Genomic DNA, 17,686 nt, shown 5'->3' on the forward strand with positions numbered 1-17,686 from the left:
CCGAGCGTCGGCGCATGCCGCCAATCCCGATTGATGTAGCCAGTTTTTGATGACCACCGCGAGCGACCTGCGATCTGGAAAGACCGACCGCGACGAGAATTTTCCTGTCGCGTCGTGGATCATTCATCCGCGTCACCGGGCGCTGATCCTCGCGTTCTACAATTTCGTCAGGACTGCCGACGACATCGCCGACCACGCCACCCTTAGCGCGGAGGAAAAGCTGCGCTATCTCGACCTGCTCGAGGCCGAACTGCTCGGCAAGGGCGACACGCAAGCGGAGGCCGTCAATCTGCGCCGTGCCTTGGCCGAGCGCGCGATGGTGCCGCGCCATGCGCTCGACGTGCTGGTCGCGTTCCGGATGGACGTCACCAAGCTGCGCTACGAAAACTGGGACGACGTCATTCATTATTGCCGCTATTCGGCCATGCCGGTCGGCCGTTTCATGCTCGACGTTCATGGCGAGAGCACCTCGACCTGGGCCGCTTCCGACGCGCTGTGCGCGGGCCTGCAGATCAACAACCATTTGCAGGACTGCGCCAAGGACTACAAGAATCTCAACCGCGTCTACCTGCCGCGCGATGCGTTGGCGGCAAGCGGGGCCACCGTCGAGATGCTGGGTGAGGCGAAATCGCAGCCGGCGCTGTTGCAATGTCTCCAGGCGCTCGCGGTGCGGACTGAAACTCTTCTCAATGAAAGCAAGCCGTTGAGTGCCGCGGTAAAGGATTTCCGGCTCGGGCTCGATATTGCCGTGATCCAGACATTTGCCGACAAGATCGTCGGCATGCTGAAAGTGCGCGATCCGCTCAGCGAGCGCGTGCATTTGAGCAAGCTGGAGTTGCTCGGCCATACCATCGGCGGCATCGCCGGCGAGATCTCCCGCCGCGCGATCGGACGTCGTCCCCAGGCAAATCCGGCGGCCGGCGCATGACCTTGCATCCGGCGGCGGCCAACGCAGATTACGGCGCTACCGCGTCCGGCAGCTCGTTCTACGCCGCGATGCGCATCCTGCCGCGCGACCAGCGCGAGGCGATGTTCCAGATCTATAGCTTCTGCCGTCAGGTCGACGACATCGCCGATTCAGACGGCCCGCGGCCCGAGCGGCTGGCCGCGCTGCAGCAATGGCGCGACGATATCGATGCGCTGTATCAGGGGCATCCACCGCCGCGTCTGCAGGACTATGCCGCGTCGGTAAAAACTTTCGGTCTCAAGCGCGAGGATTTTCTCGCCGTCGTCGACGGCATGGAGATGGACGTGCCGCAAGACATCCGGGCGCCGGATCTTGCCACCCTCGATCTCTATTGCGACCGCGTCGCCAGCGCCGTCGGGCGGCTGTCGGTGCGCGTGTTCGGCTTGCCTGAGGAAGACGGCATCCTGCTCGCCCACCACCTCGGGCGCGCGCTGCAATTGACCAATATCCTGCGCGACATCGATGAAGACGCCGGCCTCGGTCGCCTCTATCTGCCACGCGAGGGGCTGCTGCTTGCCGGTATCACGACCGACAATCCGCAGCGGGTAATCGTCGATCGCGCATTGCCGAAAGTATGCCTGCCGCTGGCCGAGCGCGCGAAAAAGCATTTCGAGAAAGCCGACGAAATCATGAAGCGCAATTCGCGGCGCGTAGTGCGCGCGCCGCGGATCATGTCGAAATATTACCGCGCGATCCTGGACTTGCTGCTGGCCCGGGGCTTTGCCGCTCCGCGCGAGCCGGTCCGCGTCCACAAATGGGCGAAGATCGCCATCCTTCTCCGATACGCGATCATCTGATGCAAAAAAACGTTCATATCATCGGCGCCGGCATTTCCGGCCTTTCGGCGGCCGTGCGGCTCGCCAACGCCAATTACCGGGTGCATGTCCACGAGGCCACCCAACAGGCCGGCGGCCGTTGCCGGTCCTATTTCGATGCGGCCACCAACCTCATCATCGACAACGGCAATCATTTGCTGTTGTCGGGCAACCGTCATGCGCTGGCCTACGCCACATCGATCGGCACCGAGACGGGGCTGGTCGGGCCTAAGCTTGCGCAGTTTCCCTTTGTCGACATCTCAACCGGCCAGCGCTGGCAACTCGACCTCGGCGACGGCAAGTTGCCGTTGTGGGTGTTCGATCAGGCGCGCCGCGTCCCCGATACCAAGCTGTTCGATTACCTTGCATTGATGCCGCTGATCTGGGCGGGGACCGACAAACTGGTCGGCAATGCGATCCCCTGCAAGGGCACACTGTACCAGCGGCTGGTGCAGCCGCTGCTGTTGGCCGCGCTCAATGTCGATCCGCCGGAGGGTTCGGCGGGTTTGGCCGGCGCGATCGTGCGGGAAACGCTGCTGGCGGGCGGGCAGGCCTGCCGGCCGCTGATCGCACGCGACGGCCTCAGCGCTGTGCTGGTCGAGCCGGCGATCAAGCTTTTGCAGGACAAGGGCGCGTCGATCCAACTCGGCCATGAGTTGCGCGAACTCGTGATGAAGGGCAGCGATGTCGGCGAGCTGAAATTCGTTGGCGACACCATCGCGCTCCGCCCTGACGACGTCGTGGTACTCGCAGTGCCGCCGCGGCCTGCGGCGGCGCTACTGCCGGGATTGAAGACGCCGTCGAAATTTCGTGCCATCGTCAACGCGCATTTCCGCTTCGATCCGCCCAAGGATGCGCCGCCGATTCTCGGCGTCGTCGGCGGGCTGGTGGAGTGGCTGTTCGCATTCCCGCAGCGTCTGTCGGTCACCATCAGCAATGGCGACCGGCTCGTCGACATGCCGCGCGAAGAACTCGCGCTGGCGATTTGGCGGGATGTCTGCAAAGCCGCCGGCCTGTCGGGCGAAACTCCATTGCCGCCCTGGCAGATCGTGCGCGAGCGCCGTGCGACATTTGAGGCGACGCCGGAGCAGAATGCACTACGGCCGGGCGCCGTCACATCATTCAAAAATCTGTTTCTCGCCGGCGACTGGACTGATACCGGGTTGCCGGCAACCATTGAGGGATCGGTGCGGTCAGGCGATCGCGCCGCCGATCTGGTCCTGGCGAGGCCTTAAGCCTGAGAACGAGTTGCGTGACCGGCTTCACAGAGCCCGTCGCGAACATAGGGATGTATAGCGAAATGCTTGCCATCGACAAAACAAACGCCGTCGACCCCGTCGCGCTGGAGAAGAGCATCGCTTCCGCGACCGAAGCGCTGCTCGGCTATCGCCAATCCGACGGACACTGGGTATTCGAGCTGGAAGCCGACAGTACCATCCCTGCCGAATACATCCTGCTGCGCCACTATCTCGCCGAGCCCATCGACAGTGAGCTCGAAGCCAAGATCGCGAACTATCTTCGTCGCGCCCAAGGCAATCATGGCGGCTGGCCGCTGGTGCAGGATGGCCCATTCGACATGAGCGCCAGCGTCAAATCCTATTTCGCGCTGAAGATGATTGGCGATTCCGTCGATGCGCCGCATATGGTGCGCGCGCGAGAGGCGATCCGCTCCCGCGGTGGTGCCGCCCGCGTCAACGTTTTCACGCGGTTTCTGCTGGCGTTCTACGGTGTACTGACTTGGCGCGCGGTGCCGGTGCTGCCGGTCGAGATCATGCTGTTGCCGATGTGGTCGCCGTTCCATCTCAACAAGATTTCCTATTGGGCGCGCACCACGATCGTGCCACTGATGGTGATGGCGGCGTTGAAGCCGCTGGCGAAGAATCCCAAGGGCGTCGGCATCGACGAGTTGTTCCTGCAGGATCCCAAGTCGGTCGGGATGAGCGCGAAGGCGCCGCATCAAAGCTGGGGCTGGTTCACGCTCTTCAGCACGCTGGACAAGATCCTGCGCGTGGTCGAACCGTTATTTCCGAAAAAGCTGCGCCAGCGCGCGATCGATGCCGCGCTCGCGTTCATCGAGGAGCGGCTCAACGGCGAAGACGGCATGGGTGCAATCTATCCGCCGATGGCCAACATCGTGATGATGTACGACGCGCTCGGCAAGGGACCGGATTATCCGCCGCGTGCGGTCACCCGCAAGGGCATCGACAATCTGCTCGTGATCGGCGAGCACGAAGCCTATTGCCAGCCCTGCGTCTCCCCGGTGTGGGACACCGCGCTGACCTGCCACGCGCTGGCGGAGGCCGGCGGCGAGGACACGTTCAAGAAGATGAAGCAGGGCCTCGACTGGCTGAAGCCGCGGCAAGTGCTCGACCTCAAGGGCGACTGGGCGGCGAAGGCGCCCGACGTTCGTCCCGGCGGCTGGGCATTCCAGTACAACAACGACCATTATCCCGATCTCGACGACACCGCCGTGGTCGTGATGGCGATGGACCGGGCGCGTCGGCAGACCGGCAGCAAGGAATACGATGAGGCGATTGCGCGCGGCCGCGAGTGGATCGAGGGCCTGCAGAGCCGTGATGGCGGTTGGGCCGCCTTCGACGTCAACAACCTTGAATACTACCTCAACAACATCCCGTTCTCCGATCACGGCGCACTGCTCGATCCGCCGACCGAGGACGTCACCGCGCGCTGCATCTCGATGCTGGCTCAGCTCGGCGAGACCGCGCAGACCAGCAAGGCGGTCGCTGACGGCATTACCTATTTGCGCCGCACCCAGCTCGCGGAGGGCTCCTGGTACGGTCGCTGGGGGCTGAACTACATCTACGGAACCTGGTCGGTGCTGTGTGCGCTCAATGCCGCCGGCCTGGACCACCAGGACCCCATGATTCGGAAGGCGGCGGACTGGCTGGTTTCGATCCAGAACCGAGATGGCGGCTGGGGCGAGGATGCGGTCAGCTACCGACTCGATTACAAGGGATATGAGCAGGCGCCATCGACCTCCTCGCAGACGGCATGGGCCTTGCTTGGTCTAATGGCGGCCGGCGAGGTGGAACATCCGGCTGTCGTGCGTGGCGTGGAGTACCTAAAAGCCACACAGACCGAGAAAGGACTCTGGGACGAGGCGCGCTACACGGCTACGGGCTTTCCGCGGGTGTTTTATTTGCGTTATCATGGCTACTCGAAGTTCTTTCCGCTCTGGGCGCTGGCGCGGTATCGGAATTTGAGAAGCACCAACAGCAGGGTGGTAGGGGTCGGAATGTGACTTGGGGGGCGGGGGCCGCCGCGATCGTGGATAATTCGGTTGATCGCAATTCGAATGATCCGCGGCCGGTTTTGATCGTTACAGGATTGGTGCAGGAAGCCCGCATTGCGGCCGGGCCCGGCATGATCGTCATCTGCAGTTCCAGCGATCCGCAGCAATTGCGCGCATTGCTGGCAACGCTGGATTCTACCACTTTCAGAGGTGTGATCTCGTTCGGCGTCGCCGGCGGGCTCGATCCGTCGCTGAAATCGGGCGACGTGGTGGTGGCGACTGAGGTTCTCGCCGGCGATACCCGGTTTCTGGCAGGTCTGGCGCTGAACGAGGAAATGATTGCCCGCGCAGCGCTGCGCCGCCGGCGCGTGGTCCGTGGCATTCTTTCGGGTGTGGAACAGGTGATCGCGGCGACCGCTTGCAAGGCCGCGCTGCATTCGGAGACCGGGGCGGCGGCGGTCGATATGGAAAGCCATATCGCGGCGGCCTATGCGGCCGAGGCCGGGCTTCCGTTCGCTGCGCTGCGGGTCATCTCCGATCCGGCCACCAGGGCGCTTCCGGCGCTCGCCAAGAGCGCCATCAAGCCGAATGGCGACATCGACCTCGGCAAGGTGCTGCGCGGGGTGGCGCGCAATCCCGCCACGCTGCGCGCGCTGGTGTCCACGGGGCTCGATTTCAACCGCGCGCTACGCTCGCTGCGCGGCTGCCGCGGCTTCCTGCATGGCGAGAGCTTTGCCATGGCGGAGGCCTGAGGGCGGGGGCGGCAGGCAGCTTCAGAACTTTCGAAAGCGTCAAACAAATAGAAAAGGGCTCCGATTCGCTGAGAATCGGAGCCCTTTAAACTTGTTTCCGTGCTCGCTCAGGCGGCGGTGGAGGCCTTCGCCTGCTGCTTGGCGGCGGCGGCAGCCGCCTCATCGCGGCGGATTTCCGACAGCTTCTTCTGAACCTGTTCGGAGAAGATGTACTGCGCCGGGCGCTGGTTAGAGAGGTCGATCTCGGGCGCCATCGGGCCAGAGGTGCGGACGCCCCGCAGCGCGACCCACATCGCCTTGAGCGGATTGGTCAGCGCGGCGTTGGCAGCGGTCGGCTCATAGCCGCAATGCGCCATGCAGTCGGCGCACTTCTCGTAACGGCCGGTGCCGTAGGAATCCCAGTCCGTGGTCTCCATCAGCTCCTTGAAGGTCTTGGTATAGCCTTCGCCGAGCAGGTAGCAGGGCTTCTGCCAGCCGAAGATGTTGCGCGCCGGCATGCCCCAGGGCGTGCATTCGTAGGACTGATTGCCGGCCAGGAAGTCGAGGAACAGGCCGGAATGCATAAAATTCCACTTCTTGTCCTTGCCGAGCGCAAAGACATCGCGGAACAGTTTTTTGGTCTTGGTGCGGTTGAGGAAGTGCTCCTGGTCCGGGGCGCGCTCATAGGCGTAGCCCGGCGACATCGAGACGCCGACACCAAGTTCGGTGGTGAAGTCCAGGAACTTCGCGATGTCCTCGGCGGCATGGCCGTCGAAGATGGTCGCGTTGACGTTGACGGTGAAGCCGCGGGCCTTCGCGGCCTTGATGGCGGAAACCGCGCGATCGAACACGCCCTTCTGCGATACCGCCTTGTCGTGGTGGTCCTTGAGGCCGTCGAGATGCACCGAGAAGAACAAATACGGCGAAGGCTCGAACAGATCGAGCTTCTTTTCCAGCAGCAGCGCGTTGGTGCAGAGCGAGACGAACTTCTTGCGCGCCACGAGGCCGCGCACGATCTCGCCGATCTCCTTGTGGATCAGCGGCTCGCCGCCGGGGATTGCCACCATCGGCGCGCCGCATTCGTCGGCTGCATCCCAGCATTCCTGCGCAGTCATGCGGCGATTGAGGATCGCATCGGGATAGTCGATCTTACCGCAGCCGACGCAGGCGAGGTTGCAACGGAACAGCGGTTCCAGCATCAGCACGAGCGGATAGCGCTTTCGGCCAAGCAGCTTCTGCTTCATCAGATAGGCGCCGATACGCATTTCCTTGAAGAACGGTATTGCCATTTTGGAGATTTTCTTTCTGGACCTGTAAATCTTGAAGTGGATCAACCCGCAGTCAGTTCGGCCGGAAGCCGGAACTCGATGTTTTCCTCCCGGCCGGGCAGCACCGAAACCGTGACGGGTCCGATACGCCTCAAAGCCTCGATCACGTCGTCAACCAAAACTTCGGGCGCCGATGCGCCCGCCGTAATGCCGACAGCCTTTGCATCCTTCAGCCAAGCAGGGTTCAGCTCGCTCCCGTCGGCAATGAGGTAACTCGCGACGCCGACCTCGGTGCCGATTTCGCGAAGCCTGTTTGAGTTGGAACTATTGGCGGCCCCCACCACCAAGATGACGTCCACCAGCTTACTCAGGTCCCTTACCGCAGATTGGCGGTTCTGTGTCGCATAGCAGATATCCCGGATGTCAGGGCCTTGAATATCTGTAAATTTGGCCTGAAGGGCGGCGATTATGTCTTTTGTGTCGTCCACGCTGAGGGTGGTCTGGGTGATATAGGCCACCGGCGCATCGGTCGGCAGCGGCAGGGCCGCCACGTCGTCGACGTTCTGGACCAGGAGAACCGGGCCCGGAACTTGGCCCATGGTACCCTCGACCTCGGGATGGCCGGCATGGCCGATCAGGACCAGGGTGCGGCCCTTGGACATATACCGTTTACCCTGATTATGGACCTTGGTGACCAGCGGGCAGGTGGCATTGAGGACCGGTAGGCCACGGGCGGCGGCCTCTTCCTCGACGCTGCGGGCTACGCCATGGGCGCTGAACACGGTTACCGCGAGTGGCGGAACCTCCGAGAGGTCCTCGACGAAGATCGCGCCCTTGGCCTTCAGGCTCTCGACCACGTATTTGTTGTGCACGATCTCGTGCCGGACATAGACCGGCGGGCCGTATTTCTGGAGCGCACGCTCAACGATTTCGATGGCACGAACGACGCCCGCACAAAATCCGCGGGGCTGCGCTAGATACACTTCCATGGGATGTCCATTACGCAAGTTGCACCAAGTACCGAATTCGCAAATTCATCCGAAGGCCTCCGTGCAGCCGATCACACTTCGGATATTTGCAATATCCGCACCATGGCCGGTTCCCATAGCTAATCCCCATGCTAGGCACATGGAAGCGCAGGACTATGTGTCAAAAATTGTGCGGATAGGAAAGGTGGATCGCGCAATGGTTACCCGAGTTTGGGTATTTAGATACCGAAAAGTCCATTTATGGACCGGTTGTTCCTCACCGGTTCGTCACTTTATCGCCCACTCGAACGGGCTATACCGGCGCCGAACGCCCGTCCCGGTCTGTTGTGCGACTTAACTTGAACCCTCGGGGGAAGTAACCAAACAACATTAGATCGGCTGCGGGAACTCCGCTAGACAGCGGGGCGTTTTCGCCCAGCTCTCCTTTTAGATTTAGAAAGAAACGAAGTGCTGACCAGTGTTGTTGTTGCCGTTGTCCGAACCTGTACGCGGTTTGCCACTCTCGTTGTCATCATCTCCCTGCTTCTGGCGGTCGGGGGGGCCTACTACGCCGCCCGGCATTTCGCCATCAACACCGACATCAACACGCTGATTTCGCCCGACCTCGACTGGCGCAAGCGCGACAATCAGTTCGAGCAGGCCTTCGACCGTGAAAAGCTGATTCTAGCTGTCGTCGAGGCGCCGACCCCGGAACTCGCCAGCGCGGCTTCCAAGGCGTTGGCCACGAAGCTGTCCGGCGACACCAAGTATTTCGAATCGGTGCAGCCGCTGGGTTCCGGCGAGTTCTTCGAGAAGAACGGGCTGTTGTTCCTGCCGGTGGAAGAAGTCGGCAAGGTCGCTGGCCAGCTCGAAGCCGCAGCGCCGCTGATCGAGATCATGGCCGGCGATCCCTCGATCCGCGGCCTGACCGGGGCGCTGGAAACCGGGCTTGCCGGCGTCAAGCGCGGGCAGGTCAAGCTCGACAATACCGAGCGCCCCTTCAACCTGATCAGCCAGACGGTCGAGGACATCCTGAGCAAGGGGACGGCGACCTTTTCCTGGCGCGAGCTCGTCAGCGACAAGCGGTTGACCGATGCCGACCGCCGCGCCTTCATCGAATTCAAGCCGAAGCTCGATTACAACGCGCTCGAACCCGGCAAGGACGCGACCGACGCGATCCGACAGGCCGCAACCGACCTCAATTTCGCGGGCCAGTACAGCGCCCGCGTCCGGCTGACCGGCCCGGTCCCGATCGCCAACGAGGAATATTCGACCGTGCAGGACGGCGCGATCGTCAACGGCGTCGCAACGGTGCTTATTGTCCTCGTCATTCTCTGGATGGCGCTGCACTCTGCGAAGATCATTTTCGCGGTGTTCGTGAACCTGTTCATCGGCCTGGCGCTGACGACCGCGGTCGGCCTGATGATGGTGGGATCGCTGAACTTGCTGTCGATCGCCTTTGCCGTGCTGTTCGTCGGCCTCGGCGTCGATTTCGGCATTCAGTTCAGCGTCCGCTACCGTTCCGAGCGTTTCAAGAACGAAGATCTGGCTCTGGCGCTGGAGAGCGCGGCCCGACGTTCGGCGGTGCCGCTGTCGCTTGCCGCGATGGCGACCGCTGCCGGCTTTCTTTGTTTCCTGCCGACCGACTACAAGGGCATTTCCGAACTCGGCAAGATTGCAGGCGCCGGTATGCTGATCGCGTTCATCTCGAGCATAACCGTGCTGCCAGCCATGCTGAAGCTGCTTCACCCGCCCGGAGAAAGCGAGCCTGTTGGTTACGCGTTTCTGGCGCCGGTCGACGCGTTCCTCGAACGGCACCGCGTCATCATCGTCGCCGGAACGCTGCTGCTCGTGGTGGCGGGCCTGCCGCTGCTCTACTTCATGAAGTTCGACTTCAACCCGATCAACCTGCGCAATCCAAAGGCCGAATCGATCGCGACCTTCCTCGACCTGCGCAAGGATCCCAACACCGGCGCCAACGCCATCAACGTGCTGACTAATTCCGAAGCCGAAGCGAAGAAGATCGAGGCGCGGCTGGAGAAGTTGCCGGAAGTTCTTCGCGTGATGTCGATCGACAGTTTCGTGCCCGAAGACCAGCCAGCCAAGCTCCAGTTGATCGCGAAGGCCGCCAAGGTGGTCGGCCCCGCGCTCAATCCCGATTCGGTCGACGCGGCGCCCACCGATGAGGAGAATGTGGACGCGCTGAAGAGTTCTGTCGACAGCTTGCGCAGGGCCGCGGGCGACGGCAAGGGGCCGGGCGCGGTTGCCTCGCGAAGGCTGGCGGATGCGTTGTCGAAGCTTGCCGGAAGCGATCAGGCGACGCGCGACAAGGCCCAGAACATCTTCGTCGCCCCGCTCAAGATCGTATTCGACCAGCTCAGGAACACGATGCAAGCCGGGCCGGTGACGCTGAAGACGCTGCCGCCGGAACTGTTGAACAGCTGGAAGTCCAAAGACGGGCTGATCCGCGTCGAGGCGCTGCCGAAAGGTGATCCCAACGACAACGACAATTTGCGCCGCTTTGCCGATGCGGTGCTGGCCGCCGAGCCGAACGCGATCGGCGGCCCGGTGTCGATCCTCAAATCCGGCGACACCATCGTGAAGGCGTTCATTCACGCCGGCATCTGGGCGCTGGTGGTGATCAGCCTGTTGTTGTGGCTGACGCTGCGGCGTGTCACCGACGTGCTGATGACGATGGTGCCGCTATTGGTGGCCGGCGCGGTGACGCTGGAGCTCTGCGTGCTGATCGAACTGCCGCTCAACTTCGCCAACATCGTAGCATTGCCGCTGCTGCTCGGCGTCGGCGTCGCCTTCAAGATCTATTACGTCGTGGCCTGGCGCGAGGGCAGAAATAATCTGCTGCAGTCGAGCCTGACGCGCGCGATCTTTTTCTCGGCTCTGACGACTGCGACGGCGTTCGGAAGCTTGTGGCTATCCAGTCATCCCGGCACCGCCAGCATGGGTAAATTGCTGGCGCTGTCGTTCGTCATCACGCTTGCTGCGGTGTTGCTGTTCCAGCCGGCGCTAATGGGCAAACCGCGCGATGTCGGGCAATAGGCAGATGTCGCCGATATCGCCGGACTGCGCGGCGGCCTGCTTCTGACCGGAAGCGCCCTTCGCGGGGGCAGGATTTACAGCACCCGTGGTCTTCGGCGGCGCCGGCGGGGCGGCTGGCGCCGCGGTCTTGGGCGGTGCGCCGGGTGCACCCTTCGGTGCGCCCTTGGCCATGCTGTTGGTGGGGCTTGATGGGATCGGCGGACCGACACGGGTCCAGGTCTCACCGCCGCAGAGGAAGCCGAGCACGCAGCCTTGAATCTCGAGCTGGTCGTTCCCGACCGGCTTGATGGTCGCGCTGTAGTTCTGTCCGTCCTTGGCGTTATAGACCTCACCCTCCCACGCATCGACGCCGGACTTCTTCTTCATGTCGATCAGGATCGGCATGCCCAAAGTCGGCCGGCTCTGCTTTGAGGCATCCGGATTGTTCTTGTCCTTGCCGCCCGGCATCTTTTCCCAGGCCACGACGCCCCACATGTTGCCGTTGCATTGGGCGACGCGAATGTTGGCAACACCGTCGGCCACTTTCCAGTCACCGGTGGGATCGGCGGCCAGCGCCGCATTAAGACCTGTGGCTAAAATGATTCCCGAATAAACTATTGTGCGCGCGACAGTTCTTAGGCAGTGCAACATGGTTCGAACCTGTGTTTAAGTAGATGATCCAAGCGAGAGGTCAAAACGCCGCATTGAGCGTTTTCAGTTGACGAAACAGCCATCAACCGACGTATGTAGCCGATGCCACATTCATATCTAGACGTTTCCGGGCTGTTTGTTGAGCGGCAGGCGCAGCGCAGTTCCATGCATGCGCGCCATCTGAACGAGCAGCTCGTCCGAGTGCTGAAGACCATCGGCTACGATGTGGGCTTTCAGAAGGGTCAAGGACAATACCTGTTCGATCGTGACGGGGCCCGTTATCTCGATCTACTCAGCGGATTTGGCGTTTTTGCGATTGGCCGCAATCATCCGGCGCTGCGTCTGGCGCTGAAAAGCGTGCTTGACAGCGATTTTCCCAATCTGGTGCAACTTGACGTTTCGACGCTCGCAGGCGTGCTGGCGGAGCGCCTGCTCGAACATGTTCCATATCTGGACAAGGTGTTCTTTGCCAATTCCGGCGCCGAGACCGTCGAAGCTGCAATCAAGTTCGCGCGCGGTGCGACCGGCCGTCCCGGCATCGTCTCCTGCTCGCATTCCTTCCACGGCCTGTCCTACGGCGCGCTGTCGCTGATGGACGATGCGAACTTCAGAGGCGGCTTCGAGCCGCTGCTGCCGGGATGCACGCAGATACCTTTCAACGATCTCGCCGCGCTCGAGCAGGCATTGTCCTCGCGCCAGGTCGCAGCCTTCATTGTCGAGCCGATCCAGGGCAAGGGTGTCAACATGCCCTCGGATGAATTTTTGCCGGGCGCTGCCGCGCTGTGCAAAAAATACGGCACGATCTTCATTGCCGACGAAATCCAGACCGGTATCGGCCGCACCGGAAAATTCCTCGCGGTCGAGCACTGGAATGTCGAGCCCGACATGGTGCTCTTGGCAAAGGCGCTGTCGGGCGGTCACGTGCCGGTCGGCGCGCTGCTGACCCGCAAGTCCATCTTCGACAAGATCTTCAACCAGATGGATCGCGCGGTCGTGCACGGCTCGACTTTTTCCAAGAACGATATGGCGATGGCCGCCGGCATCGCCACTCTCGATGTGATCAAGCAGGAGAAGCTTGTCGAGCAGGCCGCCAAGCGGGGCGCCGAGCTTCGTCTTGCGCTGACCCGCATGGTGCCCGGCTATGAACTGCTGAAGGAAGTACGAGGCAAGGGATTGATGATCGGCATCGAGTTCGGTCCGCCGAAATCGCTGAAGCTGAAGGCTTCCTGGAATTTGCTGGAGACCGCAAATAAAGGCTTGTTCTGCCAGCTCATCACCGTACCGCTATTCAAGGATCACAAGATTTTGACGCAAGTCTCCGGCCACGGCAGCCACACCATCAAGCTGCTGCCGCCGCTGGTGATCACGGAAGAAGATTGCACCTGGATCGAAAAATCGTTCGACGACGTCATTGCCGCGAGTCACAAGGTGCCCGGCGCGATCTGGTCGCTCGGCAAGACGCTGGTCGACAACGCGGTCAGGAAGTCGGCGTAGCCCGGGTGGAGCCAACGGGGCGCGCGAATGCGTGCCCTGCGACGCGTGCAATAGCGCGTGCGTAGTGATGACAGGCTCTGCGCAATCCCCGGATTGCGCTGCGCTTCTTCCGGGCTACGATCGAAAGCCGCATCCAATGGGAGAACAGCATGAGCAACATCACCGGCGGCTGTCACTGTGGCGCCATCCGTTATGAGATCGCTGGGAACCCTATCGTTCATGCACTGTGCCATTGCGCGGATTGCCGCCGTCACGCCGGCGCGCCGATGGTCGGGTGGACGATGTACGCGGAGGACGCGCTCAAGGTGACGAAGGGAACGCCCAAGGTTTACGAATCATCGGAGCATGGCCGGCGACAGTTTTGCGCGAACTGTGGCACCGGTCTCTTCTACACCAATGCCAATGTGTTGCCCGGGATCGTCGATATCCAGAGCGCGACCTACGATGATCCCGACGCCGTGCCGGCCATGATGCATATCCAGGTCGCAGAGCGCCTTCGCTGGATGGAGCGCGCACACGAACTGCCCACCTTCGACCGCTATCCGCCGCCGCCATAGCGGCCGCGGCAAGCCGGGATAGTCTTACTGTGTTTGAACAGCGGTGAGCAGCCAGCTCGCCGAACGAAAGGCCTGTCAGTTGCGTTAGCGCGCAAGCATTTCGCCTCTCCCTGACGAAAATCGGTATCCAATTTTCCCGATCATGCTCTAGGATGTTCGCGCCGAGCGGTCGCAAAGAGCCGCCGGCGCGCGCGTTGTCGGAGGAAGCATGATGGAATATCAGCGTCGCCAGTTCTTGCAGCTCGTCGCCGGTGCGGCTGCGCTCCCCGTTACGTCAAGCATCGCAAGTGCGCAGGCCTATCCAACGCGGCCGGTTCGCCTCGTGATCGGCTATACGCCCGGCGGCTCGGCGGACCTTACCTCGCGCCTGATGGGGCAATGGCTGTCGGAAAAGCTCGGGCAATCCTTCGTGATTGAGAACCGGCCGGGCGGCGGCACCAATATTGCGACCGAGCAGGTGCTGCGTGCCACGCCCGACGGCTACACGCTGCTTCTGGTGGCGCCGGCGAACGCGATCAACGCCACGCTCTACGACAAGCTGCCGTTCGATTTCATGAAGGAGATGGAGCCGATCGCCGGCATCATTCGCTTTCCCAACGTCGTGGTGGTGCATCCGTCACTGCCGATCAAGTCGATTCCCGAGCTGATCGCCTACGCCAAGGCCAATCCGGGCAAGCTCAACATGGCATCGTCAGGAAACGGCTCCACGATCCACATGTCGGGCGAACTGTTCAAGATGCTGACCGGCATCAACATGCAGCACGTGCCGTACCGCGGCGGCGCGCCGGCGCTCACCGACATGCTTTCCGGCCAGATGCATGTCATGTTCGACAACTTTCCAACCTGCGCCGAGCACGTCAAATCCGGCAAGCTGCGCGGGCTTGCCGTCACCAGCACGACACGTTCGGACGTGCTGCCGGATTTGCCGTTGGTCGCGGATTACCTGCCGGGCTACGAGGCGAGCGCCTGGTACGGCCTCGCAGCACCAAAGGGCACACCGTCGGAATCGTCGAGAAGCTAAACAAGGCGGTCAACGAAATCCTCGCCGACCCCAAGGCAAAGGCCCGCTTTGCCGAGATCGGTGCCATCCTGCTGCCGGGCTCGCCCGCCGATTTCGGCAAGCTGGTAGCGGATGAAACCGAGAAGTGGGGCAAGGTGGTGAAGTTCGCCGGCGCCAAGGTGGACTAGGGCGGTGCCCACCCCCCGGAGCTCATCCAAGGATAGTTCGTCAGGTTCGTGTTGGCTTCCGGGGATGGAATAGCTCTTCGACGGACTGTTTCGGGTTCTTGATCCGAGAACGGTCCTTGCGGTCGTTCTTCTGTGCTTCGAGCTTCTGCAGGAAACGGAAACGCGGCGATTGGGTCGCGTGCCCCGATCGGCCGTGCTTGGTCATGCCGAAACCCTTTTGGCCGCTATGCGTCATTTGATCACCAACGAAAGCTGTGCGTCATGGGCACGTGTTGGGTATCTTGCCTCGCCGAGTTTGCCGGTCGCAACCGAGCTGGGAATTGCTGATCTTCTCAAACGTGGTCCCCGAAATTCTTCGCCGGTCGCGCCTCTCGAGGCGTGTTGGCTTCCGACCAACATACCAAAGTGCTAACCTTCATGCTCACCCGCGGTTATGTGGGGCAATGTCGGTTGACGGATCACTTCCTGAATTGGCAGAGGCTCATGCCAGATAGCGCGCGGGCCTCCGGTTTCCGAACCTTGCACGCCGGCGTTGCCGTTAGCCGGCAATTCGCGACTGCCGTCTATCCGACGATCTGGAACGCGTCAGCCGCACGCAACACCGTGCCGTCCTCCCAGTGGCGTCCGATCAGCATCATGCCAACAGGGAGCCCTGCCGACATGCCTGCTGGAACCGTGGCGGCCGGATGACCAGTGACGTCGAACGGGCAAGTGTTGGAAATCATTTCGAGTGCCCGCGCAACGTAGTCCTCGCGGCTTGCGTCCGGGGCTGGGAGTAGCGTGGCCTTCAAAGGTAACGTCGGCATGAGCAGGAGATCGACGCCTTTGAGTTGCTCATCGTAGGCGGCGCGTAGCACGCGCGCGAGGTTTTGGGCCTTCGCGTAGTAGCGGCCCTGATAATTGTCCTGCATGTACTGGCCAAGCAGGACGACGAGTTTGACGGTCTCCGAAAGGTCGTTGGCGCGCACCCGCCGGCTCCGGCCGTAGAAGTCCAGCAGCGAAGTCGTGTAGTGCCCTTTCCAGTTGGTTCCCATGCTGTTGCCCGCGACCATCAGCGCCGTGGCGCCCTCGACGGCGATAGCGTTCCAAATATGGATGCCATCGCGGTGGAGAGGGATCGATACCTCGCTCACGGCTCCCCCCGCTCGCGTCAAGCGCTGTGCCGCCTCGCGTACCATGGTGTCGACATCGGGCTCGGAATTGGGCCAGCCAAACCCTTCCTTAACGATCCCAATCCGGAGGCCGCGGGCGTCTCCGGTGAGCTGCTTGGTATATGCTTCCGTGCGCAGTCCCGCCGGTTGGCGCGGGTCGAGGCCATCGGCCCCGGCGAGCACCTCGAGAAGCCGGGCGGCATCACCGGCGGTACGGGCAATGGGTCCGGTATGATCAAGTGTTAATTCAATCGGGAAGACACCTGTGTATGGCACAAGCCCGTGGGTGGGCTTGTGGCCAACCGCTCCGCAGAAAGAGCTGGGAATTCGGATCGACCCTCCCTGGTCGCCCCCGATGGCCATGTCGCACTCGCCGGCGACGACGAGCGCCGCGCTGCCGCTGGAGGAGCCTCCGGCAGATCGCTTCGGATCGTGCGGATTGAGCACGGGCCCAGTGTCGGAGGTATGGCTACCGCCCGAGAAGCAAAGATGCTCGCACACGGCCTTGCCGACGATCTCCCCACCGGCATCAAGGATGCGGGTCACAATGGTCGCGTCCACGTCAGGGACGTAGCCCTCCAGCACGTTGGAACCGTTCATCATCGGGATGCCGGCAACGCACACATTGTCCTTGACGGCGATTTTCTTGCCCGCCAGAGGCCCCGACGTTGCGCCCTTGATCGAGCACCTCCAGTACCAAGCGTTGAGCCGATTGTCCGAGGCACCTGGACGGAACCCCGCGTCCCGCGGGTACTTCACCGCCAATGTCGGCTCCGCGAACTGGTCCAATCGACGGTACGACGCGAGCACACCGTCCATGAGGTTGCGGAACGACGTCAGATCGTCGCGGCTGAGAGCCAAGTTATAAGATTTGGCGATGCGCTCCAATTCAGGCAGCGGTGGCTTGCGCAGAATCCGCGGCGCCGTCGCGGTCGGGGGTGGCGGTTGCATCCCGGCCTCGGCGGCCGCACGAACGGGCGTTGTCGCCGCGGCGAGGCTTGCCGCTACCCCGGCCGTGCCAGCATGAAGAAAGCGACGACGCGAATAGTTTGGCGGTGCTCTCATAGCACATCCTCCCTCGACCAATAGGTTGACTCCCTAAAGTGTCGGGACCGTCTGGTGGTCGGTGGCCGCGACGGTCACCAAGCGGTAGGCCGCCGACGCTGCGGCCGGCGTGCCAAGCTGCAACATCACATGCATCCGGACAGGGCTGAGGCGGAGCAGCCATATGAGGTCGGCACATGAGGCGTGGTCGAGCGGATCGTTGCGGTCATTTAGGCTCTACCGGATGCCTCCGGCATCCTCGCGCGGGCTGCGGAGCGACGCGCCGTCCAGGAGACAGATTATCGTGCAGCCACGGACGATCTTCAAGAGCCTGCATCTTTCACGGTCTGCTTTCGTCAGCCACGTCGCGGAGCACATTGACCTTCGCGACACACGCACAGTCAAGCCATGCGCGCGATGTCTCTTCTTGGCACGTTTGAGACATGCCGATGAACGCTGAGAATGTCAGTTTATCAGGGTAGACGGGAAGTGGTCGGCACACCCTCAGAATGACGCGATTGATGCTGTGGACGGCGCCCACTCTGCGGCATCGAAGTGCCATA

General features: G+C 62.2%; 12 protein-coding genes and 1 pseudogene. 9 read left to right on the forward strand and 4 right to left on the reverse strand.

Translation table 11 applies throughout. The features are described from left to right. Positions 1–49: 49 nt before the first annotated feature. The 5 genes from hpnC (at position 50) to KJQ96_RS33730 (ending at position 5,787) form a co-directional block, all read left to right on the forward strand. Complete coding sequence (hpnC, locus tag KJQ96_RS33710; RefSeq protein ID WP_213290572.1) at positions 50–928, forward strand: squalene synthase HpnC; 879 nt, start codon at positions 50–52, stop codon at positions 926–928. Continuing rightward, positions 925–1,764 (forward strand): presqualene diphosphate synthase HpnD, encoded by an 840-nt coding sequence (gene hpnD, locus KJQ96_RS33715; protein WP_028350908.1) that lies wholly within the window; start codon positions 925–927, stop codon positions 1,762–1,764. Before hpnC ends, hpnD begins: the two co-directional genes overlap by 4 nt. Further along, positions 1,764–3,017, forward strand: a complete 1,254-nt coding sequence (hpnE, locus tag KJQ96_RS33720; protein ID WP_213290573.1) for a hydroxysqualene dehydroxylase HpnE — start codon at positions 1,764–1,766, stop codon at positions 3,015–3,017. The genes hpnD and hpnE overlap by 1 nt, the downstream gene beginning before the upstream one ends. Before the next feature lie 65 nt (positions 3,018–3,082). Continuing rightward, positions 3,083–5,044, forward strand: a complete 1,962-nt coding sequence (gene shc, locus KJQ96_RS33725; RefSeq protein WP_213290574.1) for a squalene--hopene cyclase — start codon at positions 3,083–3,085, stop codon at positions 5,042–5,044. Further along, complete coding sequence (locus KJQ96_RS33730; protein WP_375293232.1) at positions 5,041–5,787, forward strand: phosphorylase; 747 nt, start codon at positions 5,041–5,043, stop codon at positions 5,785–5,787. The genes shc and KJQ96_RS33730 overlap by 4 nt, the downstream gene beginning before the upstream one ends. A 107-nt stretch (positions 5,788–5,894) precedes the next feature. Here KJQ96_RS33730 and hpnH read toward each other — a convergent pair whose 3' ends face one another. Then, entirely contained in the window at positions 5,895–7,055 is a 1,161-nt protein-coding gene (gene hpnH, locus KJQ96_RS33735) for an adenosyl-hopene transferase HpnH (protein WP_213290575.1), read from the reverse strand. A gap of 41 nt (positions 7,056–7,096) precedes the next feature. Next, on the reverse strand, positions 7,097–8,023 hold the full coding sequence (ispH, locus tag KJQ96_RS33740; RefSeq protein ID WP_213290576.1) for a 4-hydroxy-3-methylbut-2-enyl diphosphate reductase: 927 nt from the start codon (positions 8,021–8,023) through the stop codon (positions 7,097–7,099). Between the two features lie 447 nt (positions 8,024–8,470). Here ispH and KJQ96_RS33745 point away from each other — a divergent pair, with 447 nt between their 5' ends. Then, positions 8,471–11,059 carry an MMPL family transporter gene (locus KJQ96_RS33745; protein WP_213290577.1) on the forward strand — a complete coding sequence of 863 codons (2,589 nt, stop codon included), beginning with the start codon at positions 8,471–8,473 and terminating at the stop codon, positions 11,057–11,059. On the opposite strand, the gene KJQ96_RS33750 is transcribed toward KJQ96_RS33745, so the two are convergent. After that, a complete protein-coding gene (locus tag KJQ96_RS33750; RefSeq protein ID WP_213290578.1) occupies positions 11,027–11,689 on the reverse strand; it encodes a DUF2147 domain-containing protein in 663 nt (220 codons plus the stop codon). The genes KJQ96_RS33745 and KJQ96_RS33750 overlap by 33 nt on opposite strands. Positions 11,690–11,791: 102 nt before the next feature. Here KJQ96_RS33750 and hpnO point away from each other — a divergent pair, with 102 nt between their 5' ends. The 3 genes and pseudogenes from hpnO (at position 11,792) to KJQ96_RS33765 (ending at position 14,928) form a co-directional block, all read left to right on the forward strand. Beyond that, positions 11,792–13,183 (forward strand): aminobacteriohopanetriol synthase HpnO, encoded by a 1,392-nt coding sequence (gene hpnO / locus KJQ96_RS33755; RefSeq protein ID WP_213290579.1) that lies wholly within the window; start codon positions 11,792–11,794, stop codon positions 13,181–13,183. Positions 13,184–13,332: 149 nt separating this feature from the next. Continuing rightward, positions 13,333–13,740, forward strand: a complete 408-nt coding sequence (locus KJQ96_RS33760) for a GFA family protein (RefSeq protein ID WP_213290580.1) — start codon at positions 13,333–13,335, stop codon at positions 13,738–13,740. 211 nt (positions 13,741–13,951) lie between these two features. Next, positions 13,952–14,928, forward strand: a pseudogene (locus KJQ96_RS33765) (Bug family tripartite tricarboxylate transporter substrate binding protein). Between the two features lie 563 nt (positions 14,929–15,491). On the opposite strand, the gene KJQ96_RS33770 reads toward KJQ96_RS33765, so the two are convergent. Beyond that, positions 15,492–17,030, reverse strand: a complete 1,539-nt coding sequence (locus KJQ96_RS33770; RefSeq protein WP_213290583.1) for an amidase — start codon at positions 17,028–17,030, stop codon at positions 15,492–15,494. Between the last annotated feature and the right edge of the window lie 656 nt (positions 17,031–17,686).

This window comes from Bradyrhizobium sp. sGM-13, from assembly GCF_018398875.1.
In the GTDB taxonomy this organism is placed as follows: domain Bacteria; phylum Pseudomonadota; class Alphaproteobacteria; order Rhizobiales; family Xanthobacteraceae; genus Bradyrhizobium.